The sequence below is a fragment of the Pseudomyxococcus flavus genome (genome assembly GCF_050038885.1).
In the GTDB taxonomy this organism is placed as follows: Bacteria; Myxococcota; Myxococcia; order Myxococcales; family Myxococcaceae; genus Myxococcus; species Myxococcus flavus.
In genome coordinates, this window is the sequence record NZ_CP143624.1 from 4,199,840 (window position 1) to 4,213,360 (window position 13,521).

Annotated in this window: 12 protein-coding genes; 6 read left to right on the forward strand and 6 right to left on the reverse strand. The window is 70.7% G+C overall.

Annotated features, from left to right (window positions below; all coding sequences use genetic code 11):
- Positions 1–20: 20 nt before the first annotated feature.
- The 4 genes from VZL07_RS17645 to VZL07_RS17660 all read right to left on the reverse strand — a co-directional run bounded on the left by VZL07_RS17645 (position 21) and on the right by VZL07_RS17660 (position 4,187).
- Positions 21–569 (reverse strand): hypothetical protein, encoded by a 549-nt coding sequence (locus tag VZL07_RS17645; protein ID WP_426757310.1) that lies wholly within the window; start codon positions 567–569, stop codon positions 21–23.
- 151 nt (positions 570–720) lie between these two features.
- Positions 721–2,442: an amidohydrolase gene (locus tag VZL07_RS17650; RefSeq protein WP_426756721.1), complete on the reverse strand. Its 1,722-nt coding sequence runs from the start codon at positions 2,440–2,442 to the stop codon at positions 721–723.
- Between the two features lie 151 nt (positions 2,443–2,593).
- Positions 2,594–3,283 carry a hypothetical protein gene (locus VZL07_RS17655; RefSeq protein WP_426756722.1) on the reverse strand — a complete coding sequence of 230 codons (690 nt, stop codon included), beginning with the start codon at positions 3,281–3,283 and terminating at the stop codon, positions 2,594–2,596.
- Positions 3,284–3,413: 130 nt separating this feature from the next.
- A complete protein-coding gene (locus VZL07_RS17660; RefSeq protein ID WP_426756723.1) occupies positions 3,414–4,187 on the reverse strand; it encodes a rhomboid family intramembrane serine protease in 774 nt (257 codons plus the stop codon).
- A 201-nt stretch (positions 4,188–4,388) separates the two neighbouring features.
- On the opposite strand from VZL07_RS17660, the gene VZL07_RS17665 reads away from it, so the two are divergent.
- On the forward strand, positions 4,389–4,913 hold the full coding sequence (locus VZL07_RS17665) for a hypothetical protein (protein WP_426756724.1): 525 nt from the start codon (positions 4,389–4,391) through the stop codon (positions 4,911–4,913).
- A 2-nt stretch (positions 4,914–4,915) separates the two neighbouring features.
- Here VZL07_RS17665 and rnz read toward each other — a convergent pair whose 3' ends face one another.
- A complete protein-coding gene (rnz, locus tag VZL07_RS17670) occupies positions 4,916–5,839 on the reverse strand; it encodes a ribonuclease Z (protein WP_426756725.1) in 924 nt (307 codons plus the stop codon).
- Positions 5,840–5,983: 144 nt separating this feature from the next.
- Between rnz and VZL07_RS17675 the strand changes: the two genes are divergently transcribed.
- The 4 genes from VZL07_RS17675 (at position 5,984) to VZL07_RS17690 (ending at position 11,978) form a co-directional block, all read left to right on the forward strand.
- Positions 5,984–6,661: a DUF2293 domain-containing protein gene (locus VZL07_RS17675; RefSeq protein WP_426756726.1), complete on the forward strand. Its 678-nt coding sequence runs from the start codon at positions 5,984–5,986 to the stop codon at positions 6,659–6,661.
- A 314-nt stretch (positions 6,662–6,975) separates the two neighbouring features.
- Complete coding sequence (locus tag VZL07_RS17680; protein ID WP_426756727.1) at positions 6,976–7,746, forward strand: helix-turn-helix domain-containing protein; 771 nt, start codon at positions 6,976–6,978, stop codon at positions 7,744–7,746.
- Complete coding sequence (locus tag VZL07_RS17685) at positions 7,743–8,852, forward strand: efflux RND transporter periplasmic adaptor subunit (protein ID WP_426756728.1); 1,110 nt, start codon at positions 7,743–7,745, stop codon at positions 8,850–8,852. The genes VZL07_RS17680 and VZL07_RS17685 overlap by 4 nt, the downstream gene beginning before the upstream one ends.
- Positions 8,853–8,864: 12 nt before the next feature.
- The gene (locus VZL07_RS17690; protein WP_426756729.1) at positions 8,865–11,978 is read left to right on the forward strand and encodes an efflux RND transporter permease subunit; all 3,114 of its coding nucleotides are present in this window, start codon (positions 8,865–8,867) and stop codon (positions 11,976–11,978) included.
- 45 nt (positions 11,979–12,023) lie between these two features.
- Here VZL07_RS17690 and VZL07_RS17695 read toward each other — a convergent pair whose 3' ends face one another.
- On the reverse strand, positions 12,024–12,776 hold the full coding sequence (locus tag VZL07_RS17695) for a hypothetical protein (RefSeq protein ID WP_426756730.1): 753 nt from the start codon (positions 12,774–12,776) through the stop codon (positions 12,024–12,026).
- Positions 12,777–12,831: 55 nt separating this feature from the next.
- Here VZL07_RS17695 and VZL07_RS17700 point away from each other — a divergent pair, with 55 nt between their 5' ends.
- Positions 12,832–13,389: a DUF2378 family protein gene (locus tag VZL07_RS17700; protein ID WP_426756731.1), complete on the forward strand. Its 558-nt coding sequence runs from the start codon at positions 12,832–12,834 to the stop codon at positions 13,387–13,389.
- Positions 13,390–13,521 lie beyond the last annotated feature (132 nt).

Consider the following 13,521-nt stretch of genomic DNA (forward strand, 5'->3'; position numbering starts at 1 on the left):
GGGGTGCCCGGGCGGCCGCGCTACCCGGAGACGATGCGCCAGCGCAGCGTCCCGTCCTTGTCCGGCTCCATGACCTCCACGCGCGGGTTCTTCGCGCTGGAGCACTCCAGGTACGCCTTGAAGCCGCCCGCCATCTCATGGACGGTGACGGGCGTCAGGTAGGTGAACTGGCGCAGCAGCAACATGCCGGTGCCGTTCTCCTCCTGGTGCAGCAGCTCGCCCTGGTCGCAGTAGGAGCGCCACATGCGCCGCGCCATCCCCAGCACCATGGCGGGCGTGGTGAAGCGCAGCACCATCTTGAAGATGGAGTGGATGTCCCGCAGGGTGACTTCGTAGCCCACCGTCTGGGCCCCCTCCGGCTTGCCGTCGAAGTGCCGGTCCACCACGTGCTGGATGATGCCGAAGTACGTCTCCACCGGCACCCAGCCCACCGCCAGCGTCGTGCGCGGGTCCGCGTGCGGCTGCAGCTCGGGACTCAGCGACTCCACGGCCGTGCGCGCGGTGTCCTCGCCGAAGCGCTCGTGGACGTAGGCCAGCAGGTTCTGGACGGTGAAGCCCTTGTAATGCACTCCGGACAATGAGGCTGTCACGCTTGCGATACCCCCCGCTCCAGCCTGTGAGCCGGTCTTGGCTCACAGGAGGGTTGCGGCAAAGCCGTATGCTAGAGCACTCCGCGACACGGCGGAAATACAAGCCTGCGCCAATTCCCAGCCGAGCCGATCAACGCTGGAATGCCCGGAACACCTCGACACCCGCGACCACCGTCAGCCGCACCTGGGCGCCGAGGAGCTCGGAGGCGGGCGCGTCCACGGGGTCCACCGACAGCGCCACGAAGTCCGCGTCCATGCCGGGCTGGAGCCGCCCGCGCCGCCCTTCAGCGAAGGACGCGTGCGCCGCGCCCACGGTGAAGCCCTCCAGCGCCTCCTGCCCGCTCAGCCGCTGCTCTCCGTACCAGCCCCCCTCCGGCAGGCCGCGCGCGTCCTGGCGCGTGCGCGCCGCGTACAGGCCGGCCAGCACGTCCGGGCGCTCCACCGGGAAGTCGCTGCCCAGCGCCAGCACCGCGCCGGACGCCTTCAGCCGCTGCCAGGCATAGGCCCCGCGGATGCGCTCCGGCCCCACGCGCGTCTCGGCCCACGGCATGTCGCTGGTGGCGTGCGTGGGCTGCACGCTGGCGATGAAGCCGCTCGTGCCCAGCCGGTCGATGTCCTCCAGGCGCATGATTTGCGCGTGCTCCACGCGGTGCCGGCCGGACTGCTGCGTGCCGGTGGCCTTGGCGGCGCGCGTGAGCACGTCCAGCACCACCGTGTTGGCCCGGTCGCCAATGGCGTGCGTGCACACCTGGAAGCCCCGCGCCATGAAGGCGCGCACGCGCGCCTCGTACTCCTCGGGCGTCAGCAAGAGCAGGCCGCGGTGGCCGGGCTCGTCGCTGTAGTCCTGGTGCAGCGCCGCGCCGCGGCTGCCCAGCGCGCCGTCCAGGGTGAGCTTCACCGCGCGCATCGTGAGCATCTTCCCCTCATAGGGGCCGTCCTTCAGGTACGTCTCCCGGTCACCCGTCTGCCCATCCGCCATGGCGTAGACGCGCAGCGGCAGCTTGCCTTCCTTGTCCAGTCGCTGGAGCAGGCGGAAGGTGCGCAGGTCCATGCCCGCGTCATGCACGCCCGTGAGTCCCACCTGCGCGCTGTGGTTGAGCGCCGCCGTCAACTGCGCCGCGTGCTGCGCGTCCGTGGCCGGTGGCAGCACCGCCTCAATCAGCGTCATGGCGTTGTCCACCAGGATGCCGGTGGGCTCGCCGCCTTCCCCCCGGAGGATGCGGCCTCCGGTCGGGTCCTTCGTGTCGCGGGTGATGCCCGCGCGCCGCAGCGCCTCACCGTTGACCCACAGCGCGTGCCCGTCCACGCGGCTCAGGGCCACCGGCCGCGTGGGGAAGCGCGCATCCAGGTCCGCGCGCGACGGGAAGGTCTTCTCCGGCCAGTCGTTCTGGTCCCAGCCCCGGCCCAGCAGCCAGTCGCCCCGGAACGCCGACGACGGCGCGGAGGCGAGCCGCTCCAGCGCCTCGGCCTTCGTGTCCACGCCCTGGAGGTCCACCGTCACCAGTCCCTGGCCCAGCCCCGCCAGGTGGCCGTGCGCGTCGGTGAGGCCGGGCACCACCGTGGCGCTGCCCAGCTCCACCACGCGCGCGTCCTTGCCCGCGGCGGCGAGCACCTCGTCCTTCGTGCCGGTGGCCAGCACCTTGCCGTCCTTCACCGCGAGCGCCTGCACCTGGGGCTTCGCCGGGTCCAGCGTCCGGATGCGCTGGGCCACGTAGACCGTCGTGGTGGCGGTGGGCTCCGGAACGGGGACCGGGCCGTCATCCACGGGCGGCACGCGCCGGGCGCAGCCCGCCAGGCTTGTCAGAAGGAGTACCGCCCCGAGCAATCCACCACCGAGTCGTCGCAGCGTCATGTCTGGCACCTGTCTGGGAGCCCGCGCCAATCCCTGGCGCGGGCCGGCGCGACACTCTGGCGCACCCGGAAGAGGAGGCCAAGCCTTGGCGGCCCCACCTCACGTGACTGTCACGGAGGTGGGGCGCGCCCACGACGCTACGCGCGAGGCACTACAGGTTGGTGGGGCAGGGCAGCGTGCGCGGCGAGCAGCCCGTGGACTCCACCTCGTACTTCAGCTCGTACTTGCCGCCGTGGCCCTCCAGCACCGTGGTGAAGGTGCCCGTCTGGCCACGCAGCGTGGTCCAGCCAATCTGCTCCTCCAGGTCGAAGATGTGCTCGCTCCGGTCCCAGAGCGCCACCAGCTTGCCGCCCGCGCCCACCGTGTTCGTCGTGAAGTACAGCGGCGGCGGATAGGAATTCAGCGGGCTCCACTCCACCAGCTTGTCCGGCGTCATGTAATCGTCGTTCCAGATGACCTCGGACTGATGGTCGCCGGTGACTTCCGCCTCCAGCCACGCCTCGTCTTTGCCATCCATGTCCGACACGGTGATGCAGCGCAGGGACAGCAGGTTCGCCTTCCAGAACAGCGTGTAGTAGGGCCAGTTCGGATCCGGCTCGCCGCCGCCACCGCCGCCCTCACAGATCGGGTCGTTGCACTGGGCGGGCGGCGCCAGGCTGGCTTCCTTCAACTGCTTCTCCATGGCGATGATGTCCACGGGCTTCGCATCCACCGTGTCCACCGCCGCCGCTGCCGTCTGCTCGGGCGCCTCGGCCTGCTCCATCGGCGCCATCTCCTCCACGCCGCAACCCGAGAGCACGAGCATCGTGCCCATCGTCAAACCCAGCGCCTGTCGCTTCATCTTGCCATTCCGCATCTGCGCTACCCTCTGGTGTTTGGCCCCAACGGCCTGGATACGCAGCGACGCGCGATGTCTGGCAATTCACGGATGCAAAAATTGCCAGGGCTTTCCTGGGTGAGCTTTGACCTGCTCAGGGATGGTTGGGATGGAGTCGGTGCCGCAGCGAGGTGCGCTGGTTCGTATAGCGCGGGTTCTGGAACAGCTTGATGAGCGCCATGCCCGCCACGAAGCCGCCGATATGGGCCCAGAAGGCGACGCCGCCCGTCGCCTCCGCGCTCACGGTGTTGAGCTGGGGCAGCCCGCTGAAGAGCTGCACGCCGAACCACCACAGCAGCACCGCCCAGGCGGGCACGGGGAAGACGCGGATGAAGATGACGATGATGAACAGCATGTTCACCCGCACCCGTGGATAGAGCAGCAGGTAGGCGCCCATGACACCGGAGATGGCGCCGGACGCGCCCACGGTGGGGACGGGCGAGCCCGGGTCCACCAGCAGGTGCGCCGCCGCCGCGGCCAGTCCGCACAGCAGGTAGAACACCACGAAGCGCAGGCGGCCCATGCTGTCCTCGACGTTGTTGCCGAAGACCCAGAAGAAGAGGCAGTTGCCCAGCAGGTGTCCCCAGCCGCCGTGCAGGAACATGGATGTGATGGGCGTGAGTAGATTGATGGACTCGTTGTCCACCACACACGCCAGCCCGTCCCCCAGGGGGACGAACGCGCCGAGCGCCGCCTTGCCCGTCAGCTCACCGGGCACCATGCCCAGGTTGCAGACGCTCGCCGCCAGTCGGTAGGCGTCCAGGCCCGCGCCCTGGATGAAGACCCACACGAAGCCGATGGTGCCGAGCAGCAGGTAGGTGACAACAGGAGTCCGGAGGGTGGGGTTGTCGTCGCTGATGGGAATCATGTCGGAGCCCCATCATGTGCATCCCCTCCGGAGGACGTCGGGGGACCGCGTCCGGATGTGTAGCGCCCGACGCATGGGCGGGCTCGTACGGACGGAGCGGGTGGGATGCTTGCGTACGACAACCATCCCCTGGGGGGCTTGGCGGCGGGAAGAGGGTTGAGGGATGGTTGGTCGCCTCACACTCCCGTGGAGTCTTGAGAAATGAACCTGTCGATGCTGTCGCGCGGCGCCGCCGCGCTCCTCGTGGTCGCCGCGCTGTCCCTCACCACTGCTGGCTGCGCTGGCCGCCGCCGCGAGGCCTTCCTGCTGGAGAAGGCCCGCAACCACGTCTACCGCAAGCCGGTGGCGGAGGTGTACCCGCAGGCCCTCGCCCTGCTGAAGGAGAAGGGCTACTCCTTCAAGGCGGGCCAGAGCGGCTACGAGGCCACCACCGAGTGGCTGATGCAGGGCGCGCCATCGTCGCTGGGCACCACCCAGGTGCGCTACCTGGTGCGCGGCATCGAGAAGGGCCCGGGCCAGTGCTCGGTGGAGTTCACCCGCCAGCTCGTCACGGAGTCCGCGGGCGCCGCCAACACCTCCGGCCGCGCGCGTGAAGTCACCGAGCCCGCGGTGCGCGCCGACGGCGGCAACATCACCCGCGACGAGCAGTTGGAGTGGGAGCTGGTCCAGCGCGTCGACGCCGAGTCCGCTGCCGCCCTGCAGGCCGAGGCCGCGAAGATTCAGTAGCCTCAGTCTCGCAGTGGCAGCTCGACGGTGAACCCGTCGAAGGCCACGTCCACCGGCCCCTGGTACTCCTCGCGCGCCTGTGCGAGGAGCTTCGAGGGGTCGGTGTCGTGCCGGCTGGAGAGGTGGGTGAGCACCAGCCGCCGTGCGCCCGCCTCCCGCGCCACGCGCGCCGCCTCCCGCGCGGTGGAGTGCCGGGTCTCCATGGCCCGCTCCTGTTCGTCATCGGAGAAGGTGGACTCGTGGACCAGCAGGTCCGCGTCCTTCGCGGCCCGCACCACCGACGGGCACGGGCGCGTGTCCCCGGAGATGACCAGCCGGCGCCCGGGGCGCGGCGCGCCGAGCACCTCCTCCGGCTTCACCGTCCGCCCGTCCTCCAGCGTCACCGGCTCGCCCTTCTGGAGCTTGCCGAAGCTGGGGCCCTCCGGCACGCCCAGCGCGCGCGCCATGTTCAGGTTGAAGCGCCCGGGCCGGTCGTCCTCCACCAGCGCGTAGCCCAGCGCGTTGATGCGGTGGTCCACGCCCACCGCGTGGACCGCGTAGCCGTTGCGCGGCACCACGTCACCGTCCTTCAGTTCGTGGATTTCCACCGGGAAGGACATGGACTCCACGCCCAGGTGCACGGCCTGGTGGAGCAGGCGCTTCGCGGAGGGCGGACCGTACAGGCGGATGGGCTCGGAGCGCCCCATCATCCCCAGCGTGCGCAAAAAGCCGATGATTCCCAGGTAGTGGTCCGCGTGGAAGTGCGTGAAGAACACCGCGTCCACGGTGAAGCCGGTGCCGTAGCGCACCATCTGTCGCTGGCTGCCCTCACCGCAGTCGAAGAGCAGCAGGTCCGCGTGCGCCTTCACCGCCAGTCCGGACAGGTTCCGGTGCAGCGTGGGCTGCGCGGCGGAAGTTCCGAGGAACGTGAGTCTGAGGAGGGACATGCCGGCACTTCCCACGCTTGGAGGACCTCCCGCGCCCATGAACACCGGGCGCGAGGCCGCCATTTAGCAGGGTTGGACGCCCCCGTGCTTCCCTGACTGACGCTGGCTGCGTTATGTGGCCGCCCCCCGACATCGGACATCGCCATGCCTGAATCCCTGACCTTCGCGCCGACCTCGGACCCCCGCCGCGTGCGCGCGCCTGACGGCCGCGTCCTCACCGTTCCGGACGGCTGGGCCTTGCTGCCCCCGGGAGACGCCGGGCTCACCCGCCGCGTGAAGGCGGCGGGCCCGTCGTGGACGGTGGTGGAGAAGGTGGGCCGCAAGCTGTTCTCGCGCGGGGTGTGGGCGCCCGAGGCGCACATCGTCCAGGCCCGGGCCGCCCTCGAGGCCGAGCGCGCCACGCCGGCCTACGAGAAGAAGCTGGCCGCCGGCCGCGAGCGCCGCGCCCGCGAGCAGGCAGCCTACGAGGTCGACTTCGCCAACGCCGTGCTGCGCTTCCTCGCCTTCTCTCCGGCGTGGCTGCCTCACGCCAAGCGCCTCGCCGTGCTCGTCTCCGTCCATGCCACGCCCGTGGGCAGCGGCACGGTGGCGCGTACCGAGCGCATCCCCTTGGAGCGCCGGGCCGAGGCGGCCGTCATCGCCTGGATGCGACATCAGACCACGGGCTATGACGACATGCGCATCGCCCGTGTGAAGGGCGCACGGCGCGAGGTGCGCCGCGAGCTCGCGGACATCTCCCGCGCCGTGCTCGACCTGCATCGCCGAGACACGCCCCATGCGCCCGCCGCGTGCCCGCTGTGCACCGCGCTGGCCCGCACCTGAGCGGGTGCCTCCGCGGCACGCTCCACGCGTCCGCTGTGCACCGCGCTGGCCCGCACCTGAGCGGGTGCCTCCGCGACATGCCCCAAACGCCCGCCGCGTGCCCGCTGTGCACCGCGCTGGCCCGCACCTGAGCGGGTGCCTCCGCGACATGCCCCAAACGCCCGCCGCGTGCCCGCTGTGCACCGCGCTGGCCCGCACGTGAGCGGGTGAGTCATCGCCGCCCGGGCGCGGAGCGCGTGCGGCGGGGCGATTTCTGACCCGGCGTTCAGAAACCTTGCGCCATAATTGACCAGCGGGTTAGGAATCCGGCCGTCATGGCACGTCCCGCGGATCCCCATGCTCGCAGCGCCCTGGTCGCAGCCGCCCGGGCGGAGTTCGTTCGCCGAGGGCTGAAGGGGGCGCGCATCGAGGACATCACCGCCGCGTGCGGGCTGTCCAAGGGCGCCTTCTACCTGCACTTCCCCTCGAAGGAGGCGCTGTTCGGGGAAGTGGTGGGAGACTTCCAGACGGGCCTGGACGCGCTGAACGAGCAGCGCATGGTCAGCATCGAGCGCTTCTTCCAGGAGCAGGGTGTCCCCGGGGCGAAGGACCGGTTCGAGCACAGCGAGCGCTACCAGCAGTTCCTCCAGCTCGAGACGGCGCACGACCTGGAGGCGCTGGAGTGGGTGTGGCAGTTCCGGGACGTGTCCCTGGTGCTCACCCACGGCAGCCAGGGCACGGAGTTCGAGTCCCTGCTGTGGCGCGTGACGGACGCGCAGGTGGAGCGCATCGCCCGGGACTTCCAGCGGCTGCAGGAGGCCGGCGCGGCGGACCCGTCGATGAGTCCCCACATCTTCGCCTCCATCATCGTTGGTTCCTTCCTGCTGCTCTCCACGCAGATGGCGCGGCTCGAGGAGAAGCCGGACCTGATGGCGTGGGCGCACACGCTCCAGCGCTTGTGCCAGGAGGGCACGTTGCCAGCGCAGCATCTCTCCGCGGCTCCGCCAGCGCCTGCCACGCGTGAGCCTCGCACCGTGTCGAAGAACGCCACGCGCCGGACTCGCGCCGTCGCGAAGACTCGCCGCACCCCGAGGAAACGCTCGTGAAACCGACCTGGAAGCCGTCCGTCGTCCGCGTGCTCGCCGCGACCTGTGTGGCCACCGCCGCGCTGTCGCTGACCGCCTGCGAGAAGGCGGATGCCTCGGCGTCACCGCCTGCTCCCGCCGCGGCGCAGGCGGCGCCGCCCGTGGTGAAGGTCGTCTCCGCGCGCACCGTGCAGGCCGCGCCGACCGAATCGGTGACGGGCACCCTGTTTCCCGCCCAGGGGCTGATGGTGGGCTTCGAGGTGGGGGGGCGGCTCGCGGCTGTAAGGGTGACGAAGGGGCAGGCGGTGAAGAAGGGCGACGTGCTGGCGCAGCTCGACCCGGAGATTGCCGACGCGCAGGTGGCCCAGGCCGAGGCGGCCGTGGCCGCGGCGGAGGCCGCCCACACCATGGCCGCCGACGTGGCCGCGCGGAACCAGACGCTCCAGCAGCAGGGCGGGGTGAGCGACCTGCAGCACCGCACCTCCGCCGCCCAGGCCGCGCAGGCCCAGGCGCAGTGGATGGCCGCCAAGGCGCAGCTCGCCCAGGCGCGCGCGTCCCGGCGCCGGCACGACCTGCGGGCACCCTTCGACGGCACCCTCATCGACGTGCCGGAGCAGACGGGCGCGACGGTGGCGCCGGGCACGCCGCTGTTCAAGCTGGAGCGCCTGGACACGCTGACATTGAAGACGACCGTCTCGGAGTCGCTGCGCTCGCAGCTCGTGCCCGGCACGAAGGTGCGCGTCGAGTCGGTGGGCGCGCCGGTGTCCACGGAGGAGGCGGTGGTGCGCACCATCCTCCCGTCCGCGGACCCGGCCACGCGCCGCGTCCCGGTGGAGCTGGCCGTCCCCAACGCGGATGGCCGCTTCGTGGCGCACACGCTGGCGCGCGCGGTCCTCTCCCTGGGGGAGGCTCGTGACGCGCAGGTGCTCCCGGGCTCCGCGGTGTCGGCCCTCGATGGGGACCACGTCTGGGTGGTGACGTCCGGTCAGGTGCGCCGCGTGGATGTGCAGGTGCTGGAGCGGCGTGAGCCCGACGAGGTGGTGGTGCTGGCCGCCTCGCCGCTCGACACCGTCGTCGACCACCCCACACCGGGTCTGTCGCAGGGAACCCGCGTCACCGTGAAGTAGGGAGCTCCTCCAATGCTTCTCAGCGACGTCTCCATCCGCAGGCCGGTCTTCACCGCCATGCTGTCGCTGTGCCTCGTCGTGCTGGGCCTCATGGGCCTGGGCAGGCTGGGCACCGACCTGTACCCGGACGTGTCCTTCCCGGTGGTGGTCATCAACACCGTCTACAAGGGCGCGGGGCCGGGCGAAATCGAAACGCAGGTCGTCAAGCCCATCGAGGACGCCGTCGCCGGCATCAGCGGCGTGGACAACATCCACTCCTTCAGCCGCGAGAACGTGGGCATCGTGGTGGTGCAGTTCAAGCTGACCGCCCCCCTGGACCGGGCAGTGCAGGACGTGCGCGACAAGGTCGCCGGCATCGCCAGCCGCCTGCCCCAGGACGCGGATGCGCCCGTCATCGGCCGCGTGGACCTGGGCGCCACGCCCATCCTCACCTATGCCGTCTCCGCGGACCTGCCCTCGCAGGAGCTTCGCCGGCTCATCGATGACCGCATCAAGCCGGCGCTCGCGCAGCTGGAAGGCGCCGCCGAGGTGCGCGTCACCGGCGGCGACACGCGCGAGGTGCAGATCGACATCGACCTGGACAGGGCCCGCGCGGCGGGCGTGTCCCCGCTGGGCATCGCCCAGCGCGTGGCGTCCGAGAACCTGGACCTGCCCGCGGGCCGGCTGCAGCTGGGTGCCTCCGAGATGACGGTGCGCTCGCTGGGCCAGTTCCAGAACGTGGATGAGCTTCGCCGCCTGCCCGTGGCCCGGAGCGCCACGGGCGCCCAGGTGCGCCTGGAGGAAATCGCCTCCGTGACGGACGGCGTGGCCGAGCGGCGCACCCTGGCGCGCCTCAACGGTCAGGACGCCATCATCCTGGAAATCGTCAAGCAGCCGGGCTCCAACACCGTGTCCGTGAGCGAGGCCGTGCAGCAGGTGATGGCGCAGATGGGGACGGTGGTGGGGCATGGCTTCCAGGCCACGCTGCTCATCGATCAGTCGGACCTCATCCGGGAGAACGCGCACGAGGTCTGGGTGGCGCTCGTCTTCGGCGGGGCCATGGCGGTGCTCATCATCCTCGTCTTCCTGCTGGACGTGCGCGGCACCTTCATCTCCTCGCTGGCGCTGCCCACCTCCGTCATCGGCACCTTCTTCGTGATGTACGTGCTGGACTACACGCTCAACCAGATGACGCTGCTGGGCCTGTCGCTGGCCATTGGTCTGCTCATCGACGACGCGGTGGTGGTGCGTGAGGCCATCACCCACCGGCTGGAGAAGGGCGAGGACCCGGTGAGCGCCGCGTCCAACGGTACCAAGGACGTGGGCCTGGCGGTGCTCGCCACCACGCTGTCGCTGGTGGCGGTGTTCGTGCCGGTGGCCTTCATGCCCGGCATCGTCGGCCAGTTCTTCCGGCAGTTCGGCATCACCATCTCCGTGGCGGTGCTCATCTCGCTGTTCATCTCCTTCACGCTGGACCCCATGATGTCGGCGCGACTGGCGAAGCGGCGCGTGCCGGGTGAGGCCCGCAAGGAGAACGCGGTGGCCGCGGCGCTGCGCCGCTTCCTGGACGGCACCGAGCGCGTCTACGAGTCCATCCTCCGCTGGGTGCTGGCGCACAAGTGGACGACGATGGGGCTCACCGTGCTGCTGCTGGCGGTGTCCTTCGGGGGCGCCAGCCGGCTGGGCGTGGAGTTCATGCCCGCGGAGGACCGCTCGCAGTTCTTCGTGGACCTGACGCTGCCGGACTCGGCCAGCCTCCGGGAGACGGAGGCCCGCACCGCCGAGGCCGAGGCGCTGCTGCGCCAGATTCCGGAGGTGACGGACATCTACTCCATCGTCGGCAAGGACGGCGACGTGAACAAGTCGCGCATGCGCGTGCTGACGGTGGGCAAGGACGCGCGCGCCAAGGGCATCCCGGTGCTGAAGGAGGAGGCGCGCGCGCTGCTGGAGCCGGGGCTGGTGGGGACGCGGGTGAACCTCAGCGACCCGCCCATCCTGGAGGGCCTGGGCGACTACTACCCCATCATGGTGCGCATCACCGGGCCGGACCTGACGCGCGTCAACGCGGAGGCCGAGCGCGTCGCGGGCATCCTCCGTGACCTGCCGGGCACCGCGGACGTGCGGGTGGAGTCCAATCCCCCCAAGCCGGAGCTGCAGGTGCTCATCGACCGGGCGCGCGCCAGCGACGTGGACCTGAACGCCGGCGCCCTGGCCACGCAGCTGCGGCTGGCCATTGGCGGTGACGTGGTGGCGAAGCTGCGCGAGGGCACCACCGAGACGGACATCCGCGTGCGCCTGTCGGAGAAGGACCGCGCCACGCCCGAGCGCGTGCGCCAGCTGGAGGTCTACACGCCCAGCGGCCTGCGCCCGCTCACGGACCTGGCCCGGGTGGAGCGGAAGAACGGCCCCAGCCTCATCGAGCATGAGAACCGCGAGCGACAGATTGCCGTGTACTCGCAGCTGGGGCGCGGCGCGGCGCTGGGTGACATCGCCCGGGAGCTGAAGGCGCGCGTGGCGGCCCAGCCGCTGCCGCCGGGATATGCCCTGGTCTACGACGGGCAGATGAAGGAGATGGACGCGCAGAACGAAGCCTTTGGCGCGGCGTTCGGCCTGGCCTTCGTCTTCATCTACATGGTGCTCGCCAGCCAGTTCGAGTCGTACAAGCACCCGCTCACCATCATGGTGTCGCTGCCGCTGGCCCTGGTGGGCGCGCTGCTGGGCCTGGTGGTGACGGGCTTCCACCTGTCCATGGGCGCCATGATTGGCGTCATCCTGCTGATGGGCCTGGTGACGAAGAACGCGATTCTGCTCATCGACGGCGCGCTGCAGAACCTGCGCGAGGGAGACACGGTGGACCAGGCGCTGCTGAAGGCAGGGCCGCGCCGGCTGCGGCCCATCCTGATGACGAGCGCGGCCATGGCCATCGCCATGGTGCCCACGGCGGTGGGGACGGGCACGGGCTCGGAGTTCCGCGCGCCCATGGCCATCTCCGTGATTGGCGGCGTCATCACCTCCACCTTCCTCACGCTGCTGGTGGTGCCGGTGGTGTTCGCGGGCATGGAGCGCCTGGGCTTCAAGCGCCGTCCCCAGGACGAAGGCGCCTCGGCCGCGCCGCTGCCAGAGGCAGAGCACGGCCGGGCGGCCTGAGGCGCGTGCGCCCGGGGCGGTGTGTGCGGGGCCCGGGGCGCCGCTTCAGCGTCCGGCGTACAGCGGCGTCATCGTGTCCACGATGGTCGCCATCAGCCGCTGCCCGTCCGGCGTGTCCGGGCACAGGCCGCCCCAGACGAGCGTGAGGCGCTCGGCCACGGGGCGGAAGTACATGCGCCCGCGCATGCGGACCGGCTCGTAGCTCTCCCGGCCTCCCGCGAGGTAGTCCTCCTCCGGGACGCCGAACACGGCGTAGTACGTGAGGTCCGGCGCCTGCGCGTCCTGCACCCGGTGCAGGCCACTGGGGATGACGCAGCCCACGTCCGCCACGTGCCACGGGCCCTCGCGGCCCTGCCGCACGTCCAGCACCTCGAAGCACATCTTCGACGCGGGACAGCCCAGCTCTCCGGCCGTGAGGAAGTTGTAGTCCAGCCGCGGAATCTCCAGCATCTCGTCCAGGTCCGGCCGGCCGTCGCGCGTGAAGCCCCACGGGCTGCCATCGCGCTTGTACGAGCGCACGCCATAGGCGCCGTAGAAGACGTTGTACCAGGGGCTGTGCGGGTTGAAGTAGTCCGAGCACCCGGCCCCGTTCGAGAAGTCGCCAATGGTGAAGGCCACCAGCAAATCCATCAGCCGCTTGGTGTCGAAGGCCATGAAGGGCTCGTGCGCCACCGCGCCAATCGAACCCCGGATGGCGGGCACGGGCGTGGTGATGCCCGTCTCCTCCAGGAAGTTCTTCTTCCCCGGTAGCGGCGTGGCCTTCATGGCCAGGATGGCCAGCTCTCGTTGCAGACCCATGGAATTCCTACCCCCTCGCCGCACATCCTAGCGGAGGCAGGGTACACTGCTGAACATGCCGGAGAAGCTCGTCTTCGAGCACACCTTGGAGGGGCTGTTCCTGCGAGGGCTGGGCGCTCGCGTCACCCCCGTGCTCCGGGAGCGGTTGCGTGAGGTGGGCTTGGACCTCGAACGCAAGCTTCAGCCGGCCTACAGCTTCGAGACGTGGTGCTCCGCGGTGCGCGTGGCCGCGCGTGAGCTGCACCCGGACGTGCCGGACGAGGTGGGCTATGCGCTGCTCGGCGAGCGCATGGTGGACGGGTACCGGGAGACGGCGCTGGGCCGCGCCGCCTTCGGGGTGATTCAGTTGCTGGGGCCTCGCCGCTGCGTGAGCCGCGCCCGGCAGATGTTCCGCTCCGGGAACAACTACACGGAGACGCGGATGGACGACGTGTCCCCCAACGAGGTGGACCTGTGGATGAACGAAGCGGGAGACATCCGCTACTTCACCCAGGGCGCGCTGCGGGCGGGCCTGCGCGCCGTCGGAGCGACCCACGCGGAGGTGACGGTCCGCGCCTTCACCGACGAGGATGTCATCTATCGGCTGACCTGGCGCAACGGGCGTGAAGCCTGACGGCGACGCCCGCCTGGATGCGGTGCCCCGTGCCTTCCCTGGCGCCTGACGCCACCTGCCTTCGCGGATGCGCGCACCTGGAGCGCGCGTCCACGCCGTGGCGCCTCAAGCCACGCGGCACGCTCTGCCTTC